The organism is Mesorhizobium sp. M0808 (genome assembly GCF_040320025.1).
GTDB lineage: Bacteria > Pseudomonadota > Alphaproteobacteria > Rhizobiales > Rhizobiaceae > Mesorhizobium.
In genome coordinates this window covers 117,005-138,009 of the sequence record NZ_JAMYOX010000002.1, presented here as the reverse complement: position 1 = coordinate 138,009, position 21,005 = coordinate 117,005, and the positions used below count along the sequence as shown (strand labels likewise).

Below are 21,005 nucleotides of genomic sequence, written 5' to 3'. Positions count from 1 at the left end.
CGGTGAAGGCCCATGCGGAATAATTTCAACGGAACCTTCGGCGGGCTTTGCTCATTGCGTGTCTGATTGCAGGAGCGAGCAAGGCCGCCTTAGTCATGATCGCCAGGATGCAGACAACCCCGACGCCGCACCATGCCAAAGTGCAGGCAAGACGCTTGCCTGCAAGTAAGTCTCCGGAAACGACAGAAATCGACGCCAGGACGATTCCTGAACTGCGCGAAACGGCCAAGATCTGCCGCCGCTGTCCGCTATGGCACGACGCCACGCAGACCGTGTTCGGTGAGGGCCCTGATAAAGCTAAGGTGATCTTCGTCGGCGAACAGCCGGGCGACCAGGAGGACCTGGCGGGCAAGCCCTTCGTCGGTCCGGCGGGCAAGGTGTTCGACGCGATCCTGGACGATGCCGGCGTCGATCGGCTGAAAGTCTACGTCACCAACGCGGTCAAGCATTTCAAGTTCGAGCCGCGCGGCAAGCGGCGCATCCACTCCAAGCCGAACGCCGGCGAGGTGCAGGCTTGCCGCTGGTGGCTCGACAAGGAAATCGATCTGATCAAGCCCAATCTGGCGGTGGCGCTCGGCGCAACGGCGGCGCAGGCGCTGCTTGGTAAGGTGGTGCCGATCATGAAGATGCGCGGGGCCGTCGTGGAGCGTGACGATGGCTTGCGTGTCTTCGTCACCATCCACCCGTCCTTCATCCTGCGCATTCGCGAGCCGGCGGACAGGCAGGCAGAACGCGACCGGTTCCTGCAGGATATGAGAGCGGTGAAAAAGCTAATGGCCGCCTGAGCTATTTGATCAATATCGCCCGGAGATCGTTGACGTTTGTGCCGGTCGGACCGGGTACGAAAAGGTCATCTACGGCATTGAATGCCGTCCAGGCGTTGTTGCCGGCAAGCATGGCCTTGGCATCGACGCCCGCCTTATGCATCCGCGACACTGTCGAGCCGTCGGCGAAGGCGCCGGCATTGTCTTCCGAACCGTCAATGCCGTCGGTGTCGGCGGCCAGTGCGTGGACGCCCGCCATGCCGCTGATCCCAATGGCGAAGGCGAGCAGGAATTCCGAGTTGCGGCCGCCTTTGCCTTTCGCGCGCAAGGTCACGGTCGTCTCGCCGCCCGACAGGATCAGCACCGGTTTTGCGAATGGCCGGTTGCGCGTCGCCACTTCGCGCGCGATTGCAGCGTGGACGCCGCCGACCTCACGCGCCTCGCCCTCGATGGAATCGGAGAGAATGACCGCTTCGATACCTTGGTACCTGGCTTCGGCCGCAGCCGCTTCCAGCGATACGCCGGCCGAGGCGATCAGATGTACCTCGTTGCGCGAAAAACGCGGATCATCGACGCGCGGTGCATCGGCGGCCGGCGAATTGATGTGCGCCATCACTGAAGCCGGTAGTTTCATGTCATAGGCGGCGATCGACGCTAATGCATCTTCGCGGCTGCCGGAATCGGGAACGGTCGGGCCGGAAGCGACCAGCGCCGGGTTATCGCCCGGAATGTCGGAGACCACCAGCGACACCACCTTGGCTGGATAGGCAGCGGCCGCCAGCCTGCCGCCCTTGATCGTGGAAACATGTTTGCGGATGGTGTTCATCGCGGCGATCGGCGCGCCGGAGGCGAGCAGCGCCTCGTTGACGGCGATCTCGTCGGCCAGCGTCAGACCTTCGGCAGGTGACGGCAGCAGCGCCGAGCCGCCGCCCGAAATGAGCGCCACGACGAGGTCGTCCGCAGTCAGTCCCTGGACTTTTTCGAGCAGCCGCCGGGAAGCTTCGAGCCCTGCGGCATCCGGCACCGGATGCGCCGCCTCGATGATCTCGATGCGCCGGCAGGCCGCTCCATAGCCGTAGCGGGTGACGACCAGCCCTTCGATCGGCCCGTCCCACACTTTCTCGAAAGCCGCCGCCATCTGCGCCGAGCCTTTTCCCGCGCCGATGATGATCGTCCGTCCCTTCGGCCTTGCGGGCAAATGATCCTTGATCGTCCTCTGGGGATCGGCGGCGGCAACGGCGGCGTTGAAGATCGAAATGAGAAAGGACTTGGGATCGAGCGCGGTCATACTGAGCTACCACGGACGCTGTGCGAGCTTCTGCGGCGTTTGCGCTGCCCCTCACCCTTACCCTCTCCCCGTATAGAGACGGGGAGAGGGGATCGCCAGCGTTGGAGCGTTTCCCTTCTCCCCATCACTACGCGGGGAGAAGGTGCCGGCAGGCGGATGAGGGGCAGCGCCAACGTCACGATGTTGCTTCCGGCGGCAGGACCAACTCCTGGCTATCGACGCCCAAGTAGCTACACAGCGTATCGACGACCACTCCGTGGTCCTCGCGCTCCGGTAGACCGGAGACGGCGATCACGCCGATGACGCCAGCGCCCTTGACAGTGATGGGAAAGCCGCCACCGGCCAGCACATAGTCGGCAACGTCCAGCCCCTCGCCGGGCTTGAAGCTGCGGTCGGGGCGCTGCTGCTCCAGCACAATGCGGTAGGTGCTTTTCAGGAACCGCCGCACGACGTTGATCTTGCGCCGCGCCCAGTCCGGATTGGAGGCGTTCGAGCCGGGCATTGCCGCATAGAACAACGGCCGGTCGAAAGTTCTGATATCGACGATGATCGGCAGGTTTTCCTCGAGAGCCCGGTCGCGGATCGCCGAGCCGATCTCGAAAGCGACGGCTTCATCGAAGGCCGAAAAGACAAGCGTGGCTTCCTGTTTCTTGATCAGAGCGATGTCGTCCGCAACGGCCATGTCGTTCCCCTGTCGATCTCGCCTGTTGCTTTGGCGGATGGCTGCCGCCCGGTCAAGCCGGCCGCATACGACGGCTAAACCGCTATATCCGCCTTGGCCGCCCGGCCGGCGACATAGACCTCGCGCACGGCGCGGTCGTCGCCGAGCGTCTGCAGCAGAAACAATTCCTCGGCGAGCGTGTCCGCCGTCTCCACCCGCAGCCGCATCGCCGGCGTGGCGCGGGCGTCGAGCACGATGATATCGGCGTCGCTGCCTTCCTCCAGGGTGCCGATCTTTTCCGCAAGCGACAGCGCCTCGGCATTGCCGCGGGTCAATTGCCAGAACGACTGGAACGGATTGAGCTTCTCGCCGTTCAGCGCGATCACCTTGTAGCCCTCGTCCATGGTGCGCAGCATCGAATAGTTGGTGCCACCGCCGACATCGGTGGCGGCGGCGATGCGAAGCGGCTTCTCGCGGCGGCTATAGCGCTGATAATCGAACAGGCCCGAGCCGAGAAACAGGTTGGAGGTCGGGCAGAACACCGCCACCGAGCCGCTATCCGAAAGCGCATCCGCCTCGCGTTCCGACAGGTGGATGCAATGGCCGAACAGGCTTCTGCGCCCGAGCAGCCCATAGTGTTCGTAGATATCGGTGTAGTCCCGCGTCTGCGGGTACAATTGCTGCGTGAAGGCGATCTCGGCGTGGTTTTCCGACAGATGCGTCTGCATGTGCAGATCAGGATATTCGCGGCAGAGCGCGCCCGCCATCTCCAATTGCTCGGGCGACGAGGTGATGGCGAAGCGCGGCGTGATGGCATAGTGCTGGCGTCCCTTGCCGTGCCACTCATCGATCAACGCCTTGCTGTCGTCATAGCCCGATTGCGGCGTGTCGAGCACGCCGTCCGGCGCGTTGCGGTCCATCATCACCTTGCCGGCGATGTTGAGCATGTTGCGGTCGTGCGACTCGGCGAAGAACGCTTCGGCAGATTCCTTGTGTACCGAGCAATATGCCGCGACTGTCGTGGTGCCATGCCGCAATACTTCATCCAGGAACAGCCTGGCGATACGGCGGCCATGCTGGGCGTTCTGGAATTTTGTCTCTTCCGGAAAAGTGTAGGTGTTCAGCCAGTCGAGCAGCTCGGCGCCGAAGGAAGCGATGACCTGCATCTGCGGAAAATGCGCGTGCGCATCGATGAACCCGGGCAGCAGCAGATGCGGCCTGTGGTCGATTTTTTTTGTTCCCTCGCCCGCCTTTTTCTCGACCTCGGCATAGGCGCCCGCGGCAACGATCCTGCCGTCGCGCATCAGCAGGCCGCCATCTTGCTCGTAACGCCAGGCGGAATGGTCGTCGATGGTTTCGGGCCAGCGCAAAAACGACAGCGTGCGGCCGCGCAGGAGCGTGCCGGTCATTTCCTTGCGCCTTCGAACCATGCCACCAGCAGTGCCCGTTCCTCGTCGGTGATCTGGGTGACGTTGGCGGGCGGCATGGCGTGGCTGCGGCCAGCCTGCAGGTAAATCTCGCCGGCGTGCTCGGCGATGCCGGCATCGGTATCGAGCATCACGCCCTTAGGCGCGTGGTAAATGCCCGCGTAGGACGGCTCCGCCGCGTGGCACATCGAACAGCGGCCAAGCACCGTATCGCGCACGGCGGGAAAATGCGCCGAGGCGACGTAGACCTGTGCAGCCGACGAGGCCTTCACCTCGCCGGTCAGCAGCTTCGGTGCCGTCGACAGCCAGATGATGACGACGAACAGGACGGCGGCCGCCAGCCAGGTCCAGGTCGGATTGCCTTTGCGCGCATGCCTGGTGTTGAAATAGTGCCGGATCAGCACGCCGATGATGAACACCAGCGAGGCGATGACCCAGTTGAACTCTGTCCCGAACGCCAGCGGATAATGGTTCGACAGCATCAGGAACAAAACCGGCAGCGTCAGGTAATTGTTGTGCAGCGAGCGCTGCTTGGCGATCTTGCCGTATTTCGGATCGGGCTTACGGCCGGCGATCAGGTCGGCGACGACGATCTTCTGGTTGGGGATGATGACCATGAAAACGTTGGCCGACATGATCGTCGCGGTGATGGCGCCGAGATGCAGGAAGGCGGCGCGGCCGGTGAACAGGTGGGTCAGTCCCCAGGCCATGAATACCAGCACCCCATACAGCACCAGCATCAGGCCGGTGTCGCTGTTGCCGAGCGGCGAACGGCACAAGAGATCGTAGACCACCCAGCCGACGCCGATCGTCGCCAGCGACAGCAAGATGCCTGTAGGCACCGACATGGCAAGCACATTCGGATCGATCAGGAACAGGTCCGCACCGGCATAGTAGACGACGCACAGCATGGCGAAGCCCGACAGCCAGGTGGCGTAGGATTCCCACTTGAACCAGGTCAGATGCTCGGGCATCTCAGCCGGCGCCACCAGATATTTCTGCACATGGTAGAAGCCGCCGCCATGCACCTGCCATTCCTCGCCGAAGGCTCCGGCAGGCATGCCCGGACGCTGGCGCAGCCCGAGATCGAGCGCGACGAAATAAAACGACGATCCAATCCAAGCGATACCGGTGACGACGTGCAGCCAGCGCACGGCGAAACTCAGCCAATCCCAGAATATCGCGAAATCCATCATGAAAGAAATCGTCCCTGCCGATCCACTGACTTTACGGACTGGAGCGCAAACGGAAAGGGCCGAGCTGCACGATGACTTTCAAAAAAAATTGGAAAATACTAGGCTGATCATACGCAGCCACATGAGAGCCACGGAAGCCGCATGGCCTATCTCGACAACATCGCCGTTTTCGTTCGCGTCGTCGAGCTCGGCAATTTATCGGCGGCTGGGCGCGACATGCGCATTTCGCCGGCGGTCGCTTCCAATCGGATCAAGGAGCTCGAGAAGCACCTGGGCGTCAGGCTGTTCAACCGCACGACGCGGCAGTTGATGCCGACCGAGCACGGCACGGTGTTCTACTCCGGCGCCAAGCAGGTGCTGGAGGCGGTCACCGAGGCCGAAGCTGCGGTCAGCGCGTTATCCGGGCAGCCGCGCGGCACCATAAAGGTGACAGCGCCGCTCGGCCTCGGGCGGCGGCTGGTAGCATCCGGAATCCCGGATTTCCACGACAGGTACCCCGATATCGAAGTGCGGCTCCGGCTTTCCGATCACAATGTCGATATCATGAAGGAAGGCATCGACGTTGCCTTCCGGCTGGGCATCATCGAGGATTCCAGCCTCAGGATGCGCGGCATCATGGAATGCGAACGCGTTCTGGTGGCGGCTCCGCAATATCTGGAAGCGCGCGGCGAGCCTACCGAGCCGCAGGAGTTGATCGGCAAGAAGCACGATTGCCTGATGCTGCGCTATTCCGGCGCGCGCGAATATGTCTGGACGCTGCAGACGCCGAACGGACCGCAAAAATTCGAGGTGCACGGCCCCTACGATACCGATGATGGCGACGTGCTGACCGGCTGGGCGCTGTCCGGCCGCGGCATCATCAACAAGCCGCGCTTCGAGGTCGAGCCGTTTATCCGCGACCAGCGGCTGAAGGTGATCCTGAGCAACACGCCGCCGACGCCGGTGCAGTTCGCCGCCGTCTACCCTCATAAGAAGCTGCAGGATCCGAAGGTGCGGCTGCTGCTCGATTTCATGGCCGAGCGCTGCCAGCGGCTGATCAGGGATATTCTGGCCGGCAAATGATCGCCGGCTGGCCGGTTGCTTTCCGTCCAGCCGGCGAGATAATTCTCAAGGAATCTCGCTCAACAGGGAAAAGCGATGGCCAACGGCGCCACAATGTGTCTCGCCGTTTCACTGTCTCCGGAAGCCGCTCCTTCCCATCCGCCCGACGCCGGCCCGGACTTCAGTCTGCTGACGCGGTTCGTGCAAGAAGCCGAAGCGGCCGGCCTGGACATGGTGTTGCTCGGCGATTCCGCACCGGTTGCAGGCGGGCCGAACCGGCAAATGCGCTTCGAAGCAACGACCTTGGTGGCGGCGCTGGCGACGGTGACAAGCAGGATCGGCTTTGCCGCCGCGGCGTCGACGGTCGCCCACCAGCCCTATAATCTCGCGCGCCGTTTCGCCTCGCTCGATATCATCAGCCATGGCCGCGCCGGCTGGAACGCGAGCATGATGCCCGAACCGCGCGAGGCGGCCAATTTCAGCCGGCCGGAAGGGTTTTCCGGCGACGATTTCCGCCTGCGCGCCGAGGAATTCATCGGCATCGTGCAAGGCTTGTGGAAAGGCTGGGACGCAGACGCGCTGCTGTTCGACAAAGTTGGCGGCCGCTTCTTCGATCCCGAGAAGATGCACCTTCTCGACCACAAGGGCGAATATTTTTCCGTGCGCGGGCCGCTCAACGTGGCGCGGTCGCCGCAGGACACGCCGATGCTGGTCATGTCCGGCCTGTCCGAGCCCGACACGGATATCGCCGCCCGCACCGCCGATGTCGTCCTGCTGGATGAGCCATCGATCGAGCCGGCGAAGGCTGGCGATCTGAAGCGCCGTGCGCTTGCCTTCGGGCGCAGTCCGGAGGCGCTGAAAGTGCTGATGAACGTTACCGTTAGCGCCGAAATAACCGCCGCGCCGGACCTGTTTGCGGACAGGCTCGAAGAGTGCTTTCGCTCGAAAGCCTGCGACGGTTTCAACATCGCCATGCCCTTCACATCGGCGCTCGACGATTTCGTCGGTCTCGTGCTGCCGGAGCTTCGCCGCCGCGGCCTTGTCCGGTCCGGCTACAGCGCGGCGACACTGCGCGCCCATCTCGGGCTTGCAGGGGAGGATCGGCAATGAGCGCCGGTCGAGGCCAGATGAAGCTCGGCGCCTTCCTGTGGGCGACAGGCCACCACATCGCCGCCTGGCGCCATCCGCAGGCGCATGTCACGGCCGGCATCGACATCGACCATTACGTCCAGTTGGCGCGGACGGCGGAAGCAGCCAAGTTCGACATGATCTTCTGCGAGGACGCCGCCGGCGTGCGCGAGGCCAATGTCAACATCGCCAGCCAAACGTCGCGCTCGATCGGCTTCGAGCCGATAAGCCTGCTTGCCGCGCTCGCCGTCCAGACGGAGCGCATCGGCCTCGTCTCCACGGCGTCGACGAGCTATAACGAGCCTTACGGACTGGCGCGGACCTTCCTGTCGCTCGACCATCTGAGCGGTGGCCGAGCCGGCTGGAACCTCGTCACTTCGGCGAGCCAGATCGAGGCCGCCAATTTCGGCTCGACCGGACTGCGCCCACATGCGGACCGCTACGAACGCGCGCGCGAATTCGCTGCCGTGGTTACCGGCCTTTGGCGAGGCCAGGGTGGACACGAAGGCAGAAGTTTTTCGGTGCGCGACCCGCTCGATCTGCCGCGCTCGCCACAACGTGCGCCGGTCATGGTTCAGGCAGGAGCGTCGGACGAGGGCCGCGATCTCGCCGCCCGGACCGCCGATGTGGTGTTCACTGCGGCGCAAACATTCGAGGAGGCAAAGGCCTTCTACGACGACCTCAAGGGACGGCTGGCGCCCCATGGGCGCGAGCCGGAGGACGTCAAGATCATGCCCGGCGTCGCGCCGGTCGTCGCGGCAAGCGAAGCGGAAGCCCGGGCAAAACATGATGAACTGCAGGAGCTGATACCGGACGATGTCGGCGTCGCGCTGCTTTCCAGCTATCTCAGCATATCCGATCTCGCGCGCTATCCCATCGACGGACCGCTGCCCGAGCTGCCGGCCAGCGAAGGCATGCAGAGCCGGCAGGCGCTCGTCATCGAGCAATCCCGCCGCGACAAGCTGTCCATTCGCCAGCTTGCCCGTCATTTCGCCGGCGCGCGCGGTCATTGGCGCGTCGTCGGAACTCCGGCCCAGATCGCCGACCAGCTCGAGGCACGCTTCGAGGGCGGCGCGGCAGACGGTTTCAACGTCATGCCATCCTATTTTCCCGGCGAACTCGAAGCCTTTGCCACGCTTGTCGTGCCGGAGCTGCAGCGGCGCGGGCTTTTCCGGAAGGATTATGAAGGTAGCACGCTGCGCGACCATCTGGGCTTGAAAACGCCGGCGTAAAACGACGAGCGGAACGAAAGTCGGAGATCGCCGTTTTGGGATGCTGTGCCGCGGCGATGAGGGCGTCTGCGCGCATATTCGATTGTCCATCCCAAACTTCGCCCTCTTTTCAAACCACGCGGACGCAACCGCCACAGGAGCCGATCATGGATGCCATCGCCACCCGCAATGACCTGCAATCCAATGCCAAGAAAGAGTGTATCGATCTTCTCAATGCCCGCCTCGCCGACGCCATCGATCTGGCCTTGATCACCAAGCAGGCGCACTGGAACGTCAAGGGACCGCAATTCATCGCCATCCACGAGATGCTCGACACGTTCCGCGAGGAGATCGACGGCCATGTCGACACCATTGCCGAGCGCGCCGTACAGCTCGGCGGCACGGCGCTCGGCACCTCGCAGGAGGTGTCGAAGGCGACTATGCTGGAGGCCTATCCGACCGACATCCACAAGACCCGAGACCATCTGGCGGCGCTGATCGACCGCTATGCCGCGACCGCCAAGCGGGCACGCGCCGCGATCGACGAAGCGGCTGGCGCGGGCGACGCCGATACCGCCGACATCTTCACCGCCTATTCGCGCTCGCTCGACAAATTGCTGTGGTTCCTTGAGGCGCACACGCAGGAGAAGGAATAGCTCTTTTTGGACGGCGCTATTTGCTCGGCGCGCCGGGGTTCGATTAGAAATTCCTCTCGAACTTCGGCACCTCAAGCTTCACCCGGCGATTTAGCTCATCGTGTCCGCCCTGGAACGCGGTGTAGCCAATGCTGGTTTTCTTGGAACGAAGCTGGAAATCTCCTGTCCATTTGCGACCAGCCCATTCGATGTCTTCCCACCGAATAAATCGAGGCGGCATGAATGGCTGCCGGATTCCTATTCCCTCGACATTCCAAAAGACTACGCGAACATAAAAGAACCAAATCCACCCGATCAGGCTCAGACCAAAGCCAACCAGTAGACCAAAAATCCAGGGAAGTTGCTCGCTCGGTGTTTCGCTGTGTCCGGCAACCACAACGACCGCGATAAAGCCCGCAAGCAGGACCGCAAACACATGCACAAACCAGGTGGCGCGGAGTGTTTGCCCGCCGGCGTGTCGCGCAGCGGGCGTTCGCGATCCTATTGTAGACGCCAAGAAAACTGCAAAAGCAGCCAGAAGAGCTATGACAAGCTGTTTCATCAATATGTGCTGCTCGTGTTTTTCTCGGCCTTACGCGCCAACTGCTCCAGTCTTTCGTTCATAGCATCAAAAAGTCTGCGACGATGATGCGGTCGACCGACCACCGCCCGGTGATTGGGAATATTTTGGCCCGTCGACGGGTAAATAATACCTCGCCAATGCCGTCATGATTTCGGCTGCGGCGAGTGCGGCGATCACCTGCGGGCGCTTGTCTTTCACCGTATCGCCGCCGATCGGCGAGACGAGGCGGGCAAATTCCGCCTCGCTTCCGTCCGCCGACTTAAGGAACCAGTTCCGGAAGGTCGCCTTCTTGGTTCTGGAGCCGATCATGCCGACATAGGCGGCATCCCGGCGTTTCAGCGCCTCGGCGACGATCAGGAAGTCCAGCGCATGGTCATGGGTGAGGACGACGAAAGCGGATCCAGCCGGGGCTTCGCGCACCATTGCCTCAGGCATCGGCGTCAGGCTTGTTTCTACCGCTTCCGGCATGCCCTCCAGCGCCCCGGCTCGCGTCTCGACAACGACGACATGCACCGGCAGCAAGGCCATCGCGGAGGCCAGCGCTTGGCCGACATGGCCGCCGCCGAAGATGTAGACATGCGGTAGCTGCGCTTCCTCGGCTTCCGCCGCCGCAACCAGCTTGGCTTCAAGCGCGGGGTCGACCAGCCGGATCAGCAGCTCGACCCTGCCGCCGCAGCACTGCCCGATCTCCGGGCCGAGCGCGATGTCGAGGGTATCCCTCCCCCTTGAGGGGAGGGTGGCGGCGAAGCCGCCGGGTGGGGTCGCCGCGGCAGTGCTCGACGCGCTGGCGGTGCCTTCTGAGACGACTCCCTCTGGCCGCTTCGCGGCCATCTGCCCCTCAAGGGGGGAGAAAAGCATCTGCCGCGCTTTGTCGATCGCCATGTATTCGAGCTGGCCGCCGCCGATCGTGCCGAAAGTGGCCGATCCCGAGACGAGCATGAGGGCACCCGTCTCGCGCGGCGTCGAACCTTTTGTCCCGGCCACCTCAACCAAGGCGACCCGGCCGGCACCGGCAAGAAAGGCTTTCAGGCTCTGCACTTTCGCGTTCATCATTCGCGTTCCCTATCGGGAAATATAGAGTTTTTCAGCCTGAATTGCACGTTTTCCGGGATTCAAGTGCCGGTCCTGGCTTCCCGCTTCAGCCGTTCGATCGCCATCAGCACACGCTCCGGCGTGGCCGGCGGGTCGAGGCGCGGGCAGATCTTGTGGCTGGCAACGCTCGCCACTGCGTCCGACAGCGCATGCAGCACCGACATTGCGAGCGGAAAGGGCGGCTCGCCGACCGCCTTGGAGCGGTGCACCGTCGGCTCGCCTGCTTGCGCCCAGTCGGCCAAAGTCACATTAAAAATCTTCGGCCGGTCCGACGCGAGCGGGATCTTGTAGGTCGATGGCGCATGGGTGCGCAGCCGCCCCTTGTCGTCCCACCACAGTTCCTCCGTTGTCAGCCACCCCATGCCTTGGATGAAGCCGCCCTCGATCTGGCCGAGGTCGATGGCGCGGTTCAGCGAGCGGCCGGTTTCGTGCAGGATGTCGGTGCGCTCGACGACATATTCGCCGGTCAGCGTATCGACCGAGACTTCCGAGCACGCGGCGCCATAGGCGAAATAGTAGAAGGGATGGCCCTCGCCCTTGTCGCGGTCCCAATGGATTTTCGGCGTCTTGTAGAAACCCGCCGCCGAAAGCTGGATGCGCGCCATATAGGCCTGCCTGACGAGATCGGCGAAGGCGATCTCCTGGTTGCCGATGCGCACGCGGTTGGGCAAGAACAGCACCTGGTCCCGCGGCACCTGGTATCTCTCGACGGCAAAATTGATCAACCGGTCCTTGATCTGGCGGGCGGCATTCTGCGCCGCCATGCCGTTGAGGTCGGAGCCGGAAGACGCGGCGGTGGCCGAGGTATTCGGCACCTTGCCGGTCGTCGTCGCGGTGATCTTTACCTGATCGAGGTCGATCTGGAACTCTTCCGCCACAACCTGCGCCACCTTGACATAGAGGCCCTGCCCCATCTCGGTGCCGCCGTGGTTCAGATGCACCGAACCATCGGTATAGACATGCACCAGCGCGCCGGCCTGGTTGTAATGGGTGGCGGTGAACGAGATGCCGAACTTGACCGGCGTCAGCGCCAGTCCGCGCTTGATGAAGCGGCTGTTGGCATTGAAAGCATCGATGGTGCGGCGGCGCCTCGCATAGTCGGAACTCGCCTCCAGCTCGGCGACGATGCGGTGGATGACGTTGTCCTCGACCGTCTGGTGATAGGGCGTGATGTTGCGGTCGCTGGTGCCGTAGAAATTCTTCTTGCGGATTTCGAGCGGGTCCTTGCCGACGGCAAACGCGACTTCGTCGATGACGCGCTCGGCGCCGACCATGCCTTGCGGGCCGCCGAAGCCGCGAAAGGCGGTGTTCGATACCGTGTTGGTGTAGAGCGGCGCCGATTGCGCGTGCACCGCCGGCCAGAAATAGGTGTTGTCGCAATGGAACAGTGCGCGGTCGGTGACCGGGCCGGAGAGGTCGGCCGAGAAGCCGCAGCGCGCCGCGAACATGAAATCTACGCCCAGAATATTGCCCTCGTCGTCGAAGCCGACCTCGTAGTCGACGAGGAAATCGTGGCGTTTGCCGGTGGCGATCATGTCGTCGTCGCGGTCGGGCCGGATTTTCACGGCCCGATGATGTTTCTTCGCGGCGATAGCGGCCAATGCCGCAAACTGATTGCCTTGCGTTTCCTTGCCGCCGAAAGCGCCGCCCATCCGGCGGATTTCCACCGTCACCGCGTGGCTCGGAACACCGAGCGCGTGGCTGACCATGTGCTGGATTTCGCTCGGGTGCTGGGTCGAGGAATAGATGGTGACGTCGTGGTCCTCGCCAGGAATGGCCAAGGCGATATGGCCTTCGAGATAGAAATGCTCCTGGCCGCCGATGCGCATCTTTCCCTTCAGCCGGCGCGGCGCCGCCTTGATCGCAGCCGCTGCATCACCGCGCTTCAGCATCAGCGGCGGCGTGACCAGCTTATCCATCCGTGGATCGAGCTCACCGACATCGGCGACGAACGGCAATTCCTTGTATTCGACCTTGGCCAGCCTCGTTGCACGGCGCGCCTGCTCGCGGGTTTCGGCAATGACGCAGAAGATCGGCTGGCCAAAGAATTGTACCTTGCCGTCGGCCAGCACCGGCTCGTCGTGACGGCCGGTCGGCGAAATGTCGTTCTCGCCTGGCACGTCGCTCGCCGTCAGCACGTCGATGACGCCGGGTGCGGCGCGCACCGCCGACAGGTCCATGCTGGTGATGGTGGCATGCGTCGCCGTCGAAAGCCCAAGGCAGCCGTGCAGCGTGCCGGCCGGTTCCGGCATGTCGTCGATATAGACGGCCGTGCCACTGACATGCTTGTGCGCGGAATCATGGCGCTGGTCGGTGGCGACGCCGCCGGCGATTTTTTGCGCCTTCAGGTTTGGGGTGGCGTGCTTGTTCATCATGCCGCCTCGTGCCGTGATACCTGGATCGGCGCCCGGGTGCCGGTGGTTTCGGCAAAGAAGCGCAGCAGCAGGTTGCGCGCCGCCAGCGCCCGGTATTCGGCGCTTGCCCGCATGTCGGTCAGCGGCGTGAAATCGCCGGCGTACGCGGCCATCGCCGCCTCGACCGTCGCTTCCGTCCACGGCTTGCCAAGCAATGCCTTTTCCACGCCAAAGGCTCGCTTCGGCGTTGCCGCCATGCCGCCGTAGGCGATGCGCACATCCGCCACCGTGTCATCCGCGGCGAGCTTCAGGGTAAACGCCCCTAGCGCTGCTGTGATGTCTTCGTCGCGGCGCTTGGTGATCTTGTAGACGGCAAATTTCGTCTCGCTACCTGGCACCGGGACATGCACGGCCTCGACGAATTCGCCGGGCTGCCGGTCCTGTCGGCCATAGGCGATGAAAAACTCCTCGAGCGGGATCGTCCGCCGCTTGTCGCCGCGGCGAAGCGTCAGGCGGGCACCGAGTGCGATCAGCGGCGGCGGCGTGTCGCCGATCGGCGAACCGTTGGCGATATTGCCGCCGATGGTGCCCATGTTGCGCACCTGATCGCCGCCGATGCGATCGAACAGCGGGCCGAGCGCCGGGATGCGTTTCGCCAGCGTCGAGAAGGCTTCGCTATAGGTGACACCGGCGCCGATCGAGATGACGCCCTTGTTCTCGGAAATCCCGCACAGACCATCGAGATTGCCGATGAAAATCGCCGGCGCGATATCGCGCATGTGCTTGGTCACCCAAAGGCCGACATCGGTCGAACCCGCGACGATAGTGGCGCCCGGCTCCTTGACCAGCACGCTGGCCAGATCGTCGGCATTGGCCGGCACGATCAGCCGCTTGTTGCCGGAGCCGATCTCGATGCGCGAACCGTCCTTCATCGCTTCGAGCTTGGTCGTGACTGCCTTGCGCTCCGCCGCCAAGGGATCCTTTGCCGCCGAGCCGTAGCTGGAGATGGCACGTGCGGCGCGCATGATCGCCTCGTAGCCGGTGCAGCGGCAGAGATTGCCTTGCAGCGCCTTTTCGATGGCGGCGTCCGACGGCTCCGGCGCCCGCATCCACAGAGCATAAAGCGACATGACGAAACCCGGTGTGCAGAAGCCGCATTGCGAGCCGTGGAAATCGACCATCGCCTGCTGCACGGGATGCAGTTTTCCTGCGTCGCCGCGCAGATGCTCGACGGTCACGACATGCGTGCCGTCTAGCGAGCCAAGGAAGCGGATGCAGGCATTGACGCTTTCATAGACCAGTGTTCCACCGGAGAGCCTGCCGACCAGCACCGTGCAGGCGCCACAGTCGCCCTCGGCGCAACCTTCCTTGGTGCCGCGCAGCGAGCGGTCGAGCCGCAGCCAGTCGAGCAGTGTCTGGTCGGGCGCGACCGTGCCGAGCGCGACGTCCTCGCCATTGAGGATGAACCGGATTTCGTTGCGTGTCTTGATCCCGGCCATCTCAGCTTCCCCGGTAAGTCGAATAGCCGTAAGGCGACATGAGCAGCGGCACATGATAGTGCACCGGCTCGGCCATACCGAAGCGGATCGGCACATGGTCGAGGAAGGCCGGTTCCGGCAGTTTTGTCCCTTGCCGGCGCAGATAATCGCCAGCCGCAAAGACCAGCTCGTATTCGCCGGTACGGAATTCCGCGCCGGCAAGCAGCGGAGCATCGCAACGGCCGTCATCATTGGTGACGACCGTTTTCAGATGCGTCCGGGCCTGACCGTCAAGATGATAGAGCTCGATCGACAGACCGGCCGCCGGTTTGCCGGCTGCAGTGTCGAGGACGTGGGTCGTCAGGCGCCCGCCTTCGGCTTTCGACGTTTCCGCCACTGGCTGCTCCATTCCCTGCACAGTCGAACACTATTCATGAATTGTGCGCCAATTAAAGGCGATGCATAAGTCCCGGTCGAGCGGAGCGCGACAAAAACACTTTCAAAAATTTCGGGGGAATGCGCAGGCACTCCTTTCGACTATCCTGATCACAATTCCGGCAGGAGCGAGAATGCGTTACGAACGAGACATGCGGGGCTATGGAGCCAATCCGCCGGATCCGAAATGGCCCGGCGGGGCGCATGTCGCCGTGCAGTTCGTCGTCAATTACGAAGAGGGCGGCGAGAATTGCGTCCTCCACGGCGACAAGGCTTCGGAGGCTTTCCTGTCGGAGATCGTCGGCGCCGCGCCCTGGCCCGGCCAGCGCCACTGGAACATGGAATCGATCTACGAATACGGCGCCCGTTCCGGCTTCTGGCGATTGCTGCGCCTGTTCAGCGCGGCGCAAGTGCCGGTCACCTGCTACGGCGTCGCCACGGCCCTGGCGCGATCGCCCGATCAGGTTGCGGCGATGCAGGAGGCCGGCTGGGAGATCGCCTCGCACGGGCTGAAATGGATCGACTACCGCGACCATGCGCCAGAAGACGAGCGCCGCGACATGGAAGCGGCGATCCGGCTGCATTATGAGGTCACAGGCGCGCGGCCGACCGGCTGGTACACCGGGCGCACCTCGATCAACACGGTGCGGCTGGCGGCGGAAGAGGGCGGCTTCGACTATGTGTCGGACACCTATGACGACGAACTGCCCTACTGGTTCGAGCACGTGGCGCCGGATGGCACGGCGAAACCGCAGCTGATCATCCCCTACACGCTCGACGCCAACGACATGCGCTTTGCCACGCCGCAAGGCTTCAACTCGGGCGACCAGTTCTTTGCCTATCTCAGGGATAGTTTCGATACGCTCTATGCCGAGGGCAAGGCAGGACGGCCGCGCATGATGAACATCGGCCTGCACTGCCGCCTCGTCGGCCGGCCGGGCCGGGTCGCGGCACTGAAGCGCTTCATCGACTACGTCAAATCACACGACAAGGTCTGGCTGGCACGGCGCATCGACATCGCAAAACATTGGCAGGAGACGCATCCGTTCCGGTTGCCGGCGCTGCGCCCGTCGAAAATGGAATTCGAGGCCTTCGTCCATACATTTGGCGGCGTGTTCGAGCATTCGCCGTGGATTGCCGAGCGCGCTTATGAGCTGGAGCTCGGCCCGGCGCATGAAAGTGCCGGCGGCCTGCACAATGCGCTCTGCCGCGTCTTTCGCGCGGCAAGCGAGGCCGATCGGCTTTCCGTGCTCAATGCGCATCCCGACCTTGCCGGAAAACTGGCGCAGGCCAAGCGGCTGACGGCGGAATCGTCGAGGGAACAGGCTTCGGCCGGCCTCGACGCGCTGACCGACAAGGAGCGCGAGCTGTTCGCAAAACTCAATGCCGCCTACGTCACCAGTTTCGGTTTCCCCTTCATTATTGCGGTGAAAGGCAAGACCAAGGGGGAGATCCTGGCCGAGTTCGAGGCGCGTATTGGCAACAGCCACGATGTCGAATTCGAAACCGCCTGCAGACAGGTCGAGCGCATCGCGCTGCTTCGTCTCAAGGACATGCTTCCGCAATAGGCTTTGGCTGCCGCGATAGGCCTTGGCGTCCGCAACAGGCTTGAATTTATGGATATGATGAAAATGGCCGAGCGAACCTATTATGCGCCGCAGGGCGGACATCCCGGCCAGAGCGAATTGCTGACCGGCCGCGCTGTGTTCACACAGGCCTATGCCGTCATCCCCAAGGGCGTGATGCAGGACATCGTCACCAGCGCCTTGCCGTTCTGGGATGGGACACGCGTCTGGGTGCTGTCGCGGCCGCTGTCGGGTTTTGCCGAGACGTTTTCGCAATATATCGTCGAGCTCGCGCCTGGCGGCGGCAGCGACCACCCTGAGCTTGACGCCGCCGCCGAAGGTGCGCTGTTCGTGGTCGAAGGCGAGCTAAGCGTTTCGCTTGCCGGCAAGAAACATAGCTTAAGGCCGGGCGGCTTTGCCTTCCTGCCGCCGGCGAGTGGGTGGACGGTGCACAATGAAAGCGGCGCCGCCGTCCGCTTCCACTGGATCCGCAAGACTTATGATTCAGTCGACGGCATCGAGCCGCCGCAAGCGTTCTTCGTCAACGAACAGGACATCGCGCCGACGCCGATGCCGGGTACCGAAGGCCGATGGGCGACCACGCGCTTCGTCGATCCGGCCGACATGCGCCACGACATGCATGTCACCATCGTCACGCTCGAGCCGGGCGCGGTCATTCCTTTCGCCGAGACGCATGTCATGGAGCACGGGCTTTATGTGCTGGAGGGCAAGGCGGTCTATCGTCTCAACCAGGACTGGGTCGAGGTCGAGGCTGGCGATTATATGTGGCTGCGCGCCTTCTGCCCGCAGGCTTGTTATGCCGGCGGGCCAGGCAAATTCCGCTATCTCCTCTACAAGGACGTCAACCGCCACGCCAAGCTTGGCAGCGCCGGCGTCGCGAGACCTACACCATGACCCGCATCGTCGCGCGGCCGCTGACCCGCGAGAATTTCGCCGAATTCGGCGACGTCATCGATATGGGCGGCGACAACCATTATCCGATCAATGGCGGCAAGGCCGAGCGCTACCATGACCTCGCCACCGCGGAAGCACGAGGGCCGAATGCGCGCGTGCTGATCTCGATGGTGCGTGGCACGCACTATGAGCTGCCGTTGAAGCTTACCATGGTGGAGCGCCATCCGTTTGGCAGCCAGGCCTTCATCCCGCTGTCACCACGGCCGTTCCTGGTCGTCGTCTGCCATGACGGCGAGGAGGGCCCGGGCGAGCCGCATGCCTTCATCACCGCGCCCGGGCAAGGCATCAACTATCCGCGCAATTTGTGGCACGGCGTGCTGACGCCGATCGGCGAGCCGCAGGACTTCCTGGTCGTCGACCGTGGCGGCGACGACTCCAATCTCGAAGAGTGCCATTTCTCGCACGCCTACGAGATACATCTTCCCGATGGGAGCCGGTGATGACCGACATTTCGCTGATCGACCGCCTGCTCGATGTCATAGAGCACGACATCGTGCCGAAGACGGCCGAGGGCGTCGCGCATGGCAACAAGTTGTTCGGCGCGGCGATCCTGCGCAAGGACGACCGTTCGCTGGTGCTTGCCGAAACCAACAACGAGACGGAAAACCCGCTCTGGCATGGCGAGGTGCACTGCCTGAAGCGCTTCTACGAAATGCCGAAGGCCGAGCGCGTCGATACCAAGGACGCGATCTTTCTTGCCACGCACGAACCTTGCTCGCTCTGCCTGTCGGCGATCACCTGGACCGGCTTCGACAATTTCTTCTATCTGTTCAGCCACGAGGACTCGCGCGACAGCTTCGACATCCCGCACGATTTGAAGATCCTGAAAGAGGTCTTCACCCTCGATCCCGGCGGCTACAATGCCGAGAATGCCTATTGGAAGAGCTTTTCGATCCGCAAATTGGTGCGCTCGCTGCCCGACCCCGAGCGCGGTCGGCTGGAAGCGCGCATCCACACAATATCAGCGCGCTATGACGAATTGTCCGGCGCCTATCAGGCCGGCAAGGACGAAAACGACATTCCGCTGAATTGACGCGGATTGACCAGCCGAATTCGTTGACTGGCCCATGACGCGCTCTCACGGGCTCCATCATCTGGCGCTCCTGGAGTTCGCCCGCATGAAAATCGTCACTGAATTCCCCCGAAAGATCGTCGAATTTCCGGATATGAGGATCATCATGCCGGACGGCTGCCGGCTGTCGGCGCGGGTGTGGATGCCGGCCGATGCTGCCGACGACCCAGTGCCGGCAATCCTCGAACACCTGCCCTATCGCAAGCGCGACGGCACGATCTATCGTGATCAGCTGACGCATCCCTATTTTGCCGGCCACGGCTACGCCTCGATCCGCGTCGACATGCGCGGCAATGGCGATTCCGAAGGGCTGATGGACGACGAATATTCCGAGCAGGAATTGCAGGACGCTTGCGACGTCATCGCCTGGGCGGCGGACCAGCCCTGGTGCAACGGCAATGTCGGCATGATGGGCATTTCGTGGGGCGGCTTCAACTGCCTGCAGGTGGCGTCTAAGCAGCCGCCGGCGCTGAAGGCGGTCATCAGTCTCTGTTCGACGGTCGACCGCTATGCCGACGACATCCACTACAAGGGCGGCTGCCTGCTGATCGAGAATTTCGGCTGGGCCTCGACCATGCTGTCCTATTCGTCAAGGCCGCCGGATCCGTTGCTGGCCGGCGACAACAGATGGCGCGACCTGTGGCTGACCAGGCTGGAGAACCAGCCCTTCCTGGCACCGCTGTGGCTGAAGCACCAGCATCGCGATGCCTATTGGAAGCGCGGCTCGATCTGCGAGGACTATTCCGCCATCCATGCCGCGGTGCTGTCGATCGGCGGCTGGCATGACGGCTATCGCAATACGATTTCCCATCTCGCCGCCAACATCCAGGCGCCGGTCAAGGGCATCGTCGGCCCGTGGATCCACAAATACCCGCATTACGCCGCGCCCGAACCGCGCATCGGCTTCCTGCAGGAGGCCTTGCGCTGGTGGGACCGCTGGCTGAAGGACATCGACACCGGCGTCGAGGCCGACCCCGCCTACCGCGCCTATGTCATGGACAGCGTGCGTCCGGCGCGCTGGCATCCCGAGCGGCCGGGCCGCTGGGTCGCTGAATCGGAATGGCCGTCACCCAACATCAAGACGCAAGAGGTTGAGCTTATCGCTGAAGGCAACCACGCTATGGTCGTTTCGCCGCAAAGCTGCGGCCTCGCCGGCGGCGAATATTTCCCCTTCACCTTTGGACCGGAACTGCCGGGTGACCAGCGCCCCGACGATGCGCTGTCGGTGTGTTTCGACCAGCCGGTGCTGACCGAAACGGTCGACATTGTCGGTGCTCCCGAAGTTGTGGTCAGGGTCTCGTCGGACCGGCGCCAGGCGAACATCGCGGTTCGGCTGTGCGACGTCCATCCGGACGGGGCATCGGAGCTGATCTCGTACGGCGTGCTCAACCTGACGCATCGCAACTCGCACGAATTTCCCGAAGCGCTGGTGCCCGGCGAAACCGTCAGCGCCCGGGTGGTGCTCGACCAATGCGCCTATCGCGCGCCGGCCGGCCACCGCTTGCGCGTTGCCATCTCCAACAGCTATTGGCCGATGATCTGGCCGTCGCCGGAGCCGGTCCGGCTGGAATTGTCGGCCGCGACATTGATGCTGCCGCTGCGCCCGCCGGCGACAGGCGATGAGGTCACCTTCCCCGCCCCCGAAAGCGCCACGCCCTGGGCAACCGAAACGGTCCGCGCCGCCAATTCCGAGCGTCATGTCGATCGCGACGAAAAGACCGGAATGACCACGCTTTCCATCGTCGACGATTTTGGCGAGGTGCGCGACCTGGGGCATGGCCTCGCCAATGGCAGCGTCGCCAGAGAGACATGGGCGATCCATCCCGACAATCCGCTGTCAGCGTCGGGCAAGACGCATTGGACCCAGACGCTGTCGCGAAATGAATGGTCGGTGCGCACCGAAACCTTCGCCGAAATGCGCTCCGACGCGCAAAGCTTCATGGTTAGCGCCAGAATCGAAGCCTACGAAGGCGAAAAACTGGTCTTCGAGCGCAACTTCGAGGAGAAAATCCCGCGCGCATTGCTTTGAGCGCTTATAGCGATTGGTCCAATTGCGACGCACGATTTACGCCACGGCATGTCGCATTCGGTCTTGCTTAC

At 63.2% G+C, this 21,005-nt stretch carries 19 protein-coding genes; 10 read left to right on the top strand and 9 right to left on the bottom strand.

Annotated features, from left to right (window positions below):
• Window positions 1–62: 62 nt before the first annotated feature.
• On the top strand, window positions 63–785 hold the full coding sequence (locus NKI25_RS03745; RefSeq protein ID WP_352470171.1) for a UdgX family uracil-DNA binding protein: 723 nt from the start codon (window positions 63–65) through the stop codon (window positions 783–785).
• Window position 786: 1 nt separating this feature from the next.
• Here NKI25_RS03745 and NKI25_RS03740 read toward each other — a convergent pair whose 3' ends face one another.
• The 4 genes from NKI25_RS03740 to NKI25_RS03725 form a co-directional block, all read right to left on the bottom strand.
• On the bottom strand, window positions 787–2,052 hold the full coding sequence (locus NKI25_RS03740; protein WP_352590963.1) for a glycerate kinase type-2 family protein: 1,266 nt from the start codon (window positions 2,050–2,052) through the stop codon (window positions 787–789).
• A 175-nt stretch (window positions 2,053–2,227) separates the two neighbouring features.
• A complete protein-coding gene (locus NKI25_RS03735; protein ID WP_352590960.1) occupies window positions 2,228–2,734 on the bottom strand; it encodes a heme-degrading domain-containing protein in 507 nt (168 codons plus the stop codon).
• A gap of 74 nt (window positions 2,735–2,808) precedes the next feature.
• Window positions 2,809–4,122, bottom strand: coding sequence for a guanine deaminase (gene guaD / locus NKI25_RS03730; protein ID WP_352590957.1), 1,314 nt, complete (start codon window positions 4,120–4,122; stop codon window positions 2,809–2,811).
• Window positions 4,119–5,336, bottom strand: a complete 1,218-nt coding sequence (locus NKI25_RS03725; protein WP_352590954.1) for a urate hydroxylase PuuD — start codon at window positions 5,334–5,336, stop codon at window positions 4,119–4,121. Before NKI25_RS03725 ends, guaD begins: the two co-directional genes overlap by 4 nt.
• 141 nt (window positions 5,337–5,477) lie before the next feature.
• On the opposite strand from NKI25_RS03725, the gene NKI25_RS03720 reads away from it, so the two are divergent.
• From NKI25_RS03720 to dps, 4 genes are all read left to right on the top strand, one after another.
• On the top strand, window positions 5,478–6,398 hold the full coding sequence (locus NKI25_RS03720; protein ID WP_352590951.1) for a LysR family transcriptional regulator: 921 nt from the start codon (window positions 5,478–5,480) through the stop codon (window positions 6,396–6,398).
• Window positions 6,399–6,473: 75 nt separating this feature from the next.
• Complete coding sequence (locus NKI25_RS03715) at window positions 6,474–7,487, top strand: LLM class flavin-dependent oxidoreductase (protein WP_352998194.1); 1,014 nt, start codon at window positions 6,474–6,476, stop codon at window positions 7,485–7,487.
• Window positions 7,484–8,737, top strand: a complete 1,254-nt coding sequence (locus tag NKI25_RS03710) for an LLM class flavin-dependent oxidoreductase (RefSeq protein WP_352998193.1) — start codon at window positions 7,484–7,486, stop codon at window positions 8,735–8,737. Before NKI25_RS03715 ends, NKI25_RS03710 begins: the two co-directional genes overlap by 4 nt.
• A gap of 146 nt (window positions 8,738–8,883) precedes the next feature.
• Window positions 8,884–9,372 carry a DNA starvation/stationary phase protection protein Dps gene (gene dps, locus NKI25_RS03705; protein WP_023676226.1) on the top strand — a complete coding sequence of 163 codons (489 nt, stop codon included), beginning with the start codon at window positions 8,884–8,886 and terminating at the stop codon, window positions 9,370–9,372.
• Window positions 9,373–9,415: 43 nt separating this feature from the next.
• Here the strand turns inward: dps and NKI25_RS03700 are convergent, their stop codons facing one another.
• From NKI25_RS03700 to uraH, 5 genes are all read right to left on the bottom strand, one after another.
• A complete protein-coding gene (locus tag NKI25_RS03700) occupies window positions 9,416–9,913 on the bottom strand; it encodes a hypothetical protein (protein WP_352634926.1) in 498 nt (165 codons plus the stop codon).
• A gap of 66 nt (window positions 9,914–9,979) precedes the next feature.
• Window positions 9,980–10,984 carry a xanthine dehydrogenase accessory protein XdhC gene (gene xdhC, locus NKI25_RS03695; protein WP_352784155.1) on the bottom strand — a complete coding sequence of 335 codons (1,005 nt, stop codon included), beginning with the start codon at window positions 10,982–10,984 and terminating at the stop codon, window positions 9,980–9,982.
• Window positions 10,985–11,046: 62 nt separating this feature from the next.
• Window positions 11,047–13,398, bottom strand: a complete 2,352-nt coding sequence (gene xdhB, locus NKI25_RS03690) for a xanthine dehydrogenase molybdopterin binding subunit (RefSeq protein ID WP_352783860.1) — start codon at window positions 13,396–13,398, stop codon at window positions 11,047–11,049.
• Window positions 13,398–14,879: a xanthine dehydrogenase small subunit gene (gene xdhA / locus NKI25_RS03685; RefSeq protein ID WP_352634922.1), complete on the bottom strand. Its 1,482-nt coding sequence runs from the start codon at window positions 14,877–14,879 to the stop codon at window positions 13,398–13,400. The genes xdhB and xdhA overlap by 1 nt, the downstream gene beginning before the upstream one ends.
• Before the next feature lies 1 nt (window position 14,880).
• Window positions 14,881–15,255 carry a hydroxyisourate hydrolase gene (uraH, locus tag NKI25_RS03680; protein WP_352620696.1) on the bottom strand — a complete coding sequence of 125 codons (375 nt, stop codon included), beginning with the start codon at window positions 15,253–15,255 and terminating at the stop codon, window positions 14,881–14,883.
• 172 nt (window positions 15,256–15,427) lie between these two features.
• On the opposite strand from uraH, the gene puuE reads away from it, so the two are divergent.
• The 5 genes from puuE (at window position 15,428) to NKI25_RS03655 (ending at window position 20,934) form a co-directional block, all read left to right on the top strand.
• Entirely contained in the window at window positions 15,428–16,861 is a 1,434-nt protein-coding gene (puuE, locus tag NKI25_RS03675; RefSeq protein WP_352783854.1) for an allantoinase PuuE, read from the top strand.
• 63 nt (window positions 16,862–16,924) lie between these two features.
• On the top strand, window positions 16,925–17,773 hold the full coding sequence (locus tag NKI25_RS03670) for a bifunctional allantoicase/(S)-ureidoglycine aminohydrolase (protein ID WP_502897028.1): 849 nt from the start codon (window positions 16,925–16,927) through the stop codon (window positions 17,771–17,773).
• Entirely contained in the window at window positions 17,770–18,273 is a 504-nt protein-coding gene (locus NKI25_RS03665; RefSeq protein WP_023676220.1) for an ureidoglycolate lyase, read from the top strand. The genes NKI25_RS03670 and NKI25_RS03665 overlap by 4 nt, the downstream gene beginning before the upstream one ends.
• Window positions 18,273–18,866, top strand: coding sequence for a nucleoside deaminase (locus NKI25_RS03660; RefSeq protein WP_352454754.1), 594 nt, complete (start codon window positions 18,273–18,275; stop codon window positions 18,864–18,866). Before NKI25_RS03665 ends, NKI25_RS03660 begins: the two co-directional genes overlap by 1 nt.
• A gap of 85 nt (window positions 18,867–18,951) precedes the next feature.
• On the top strand, window positions 18,952–20,934 hold the full coding sequence (locus tag NKI25_RS03655) for a CocE/NonD family hydrolase (protein WP_352998192.1): 1,983 nt from the start codon (window positions 18,952–18,954) through the stop codon (window positions 20,932–20,934).
• Window positions 20,935–21,005: the final 71 nt, after the last annotated feature.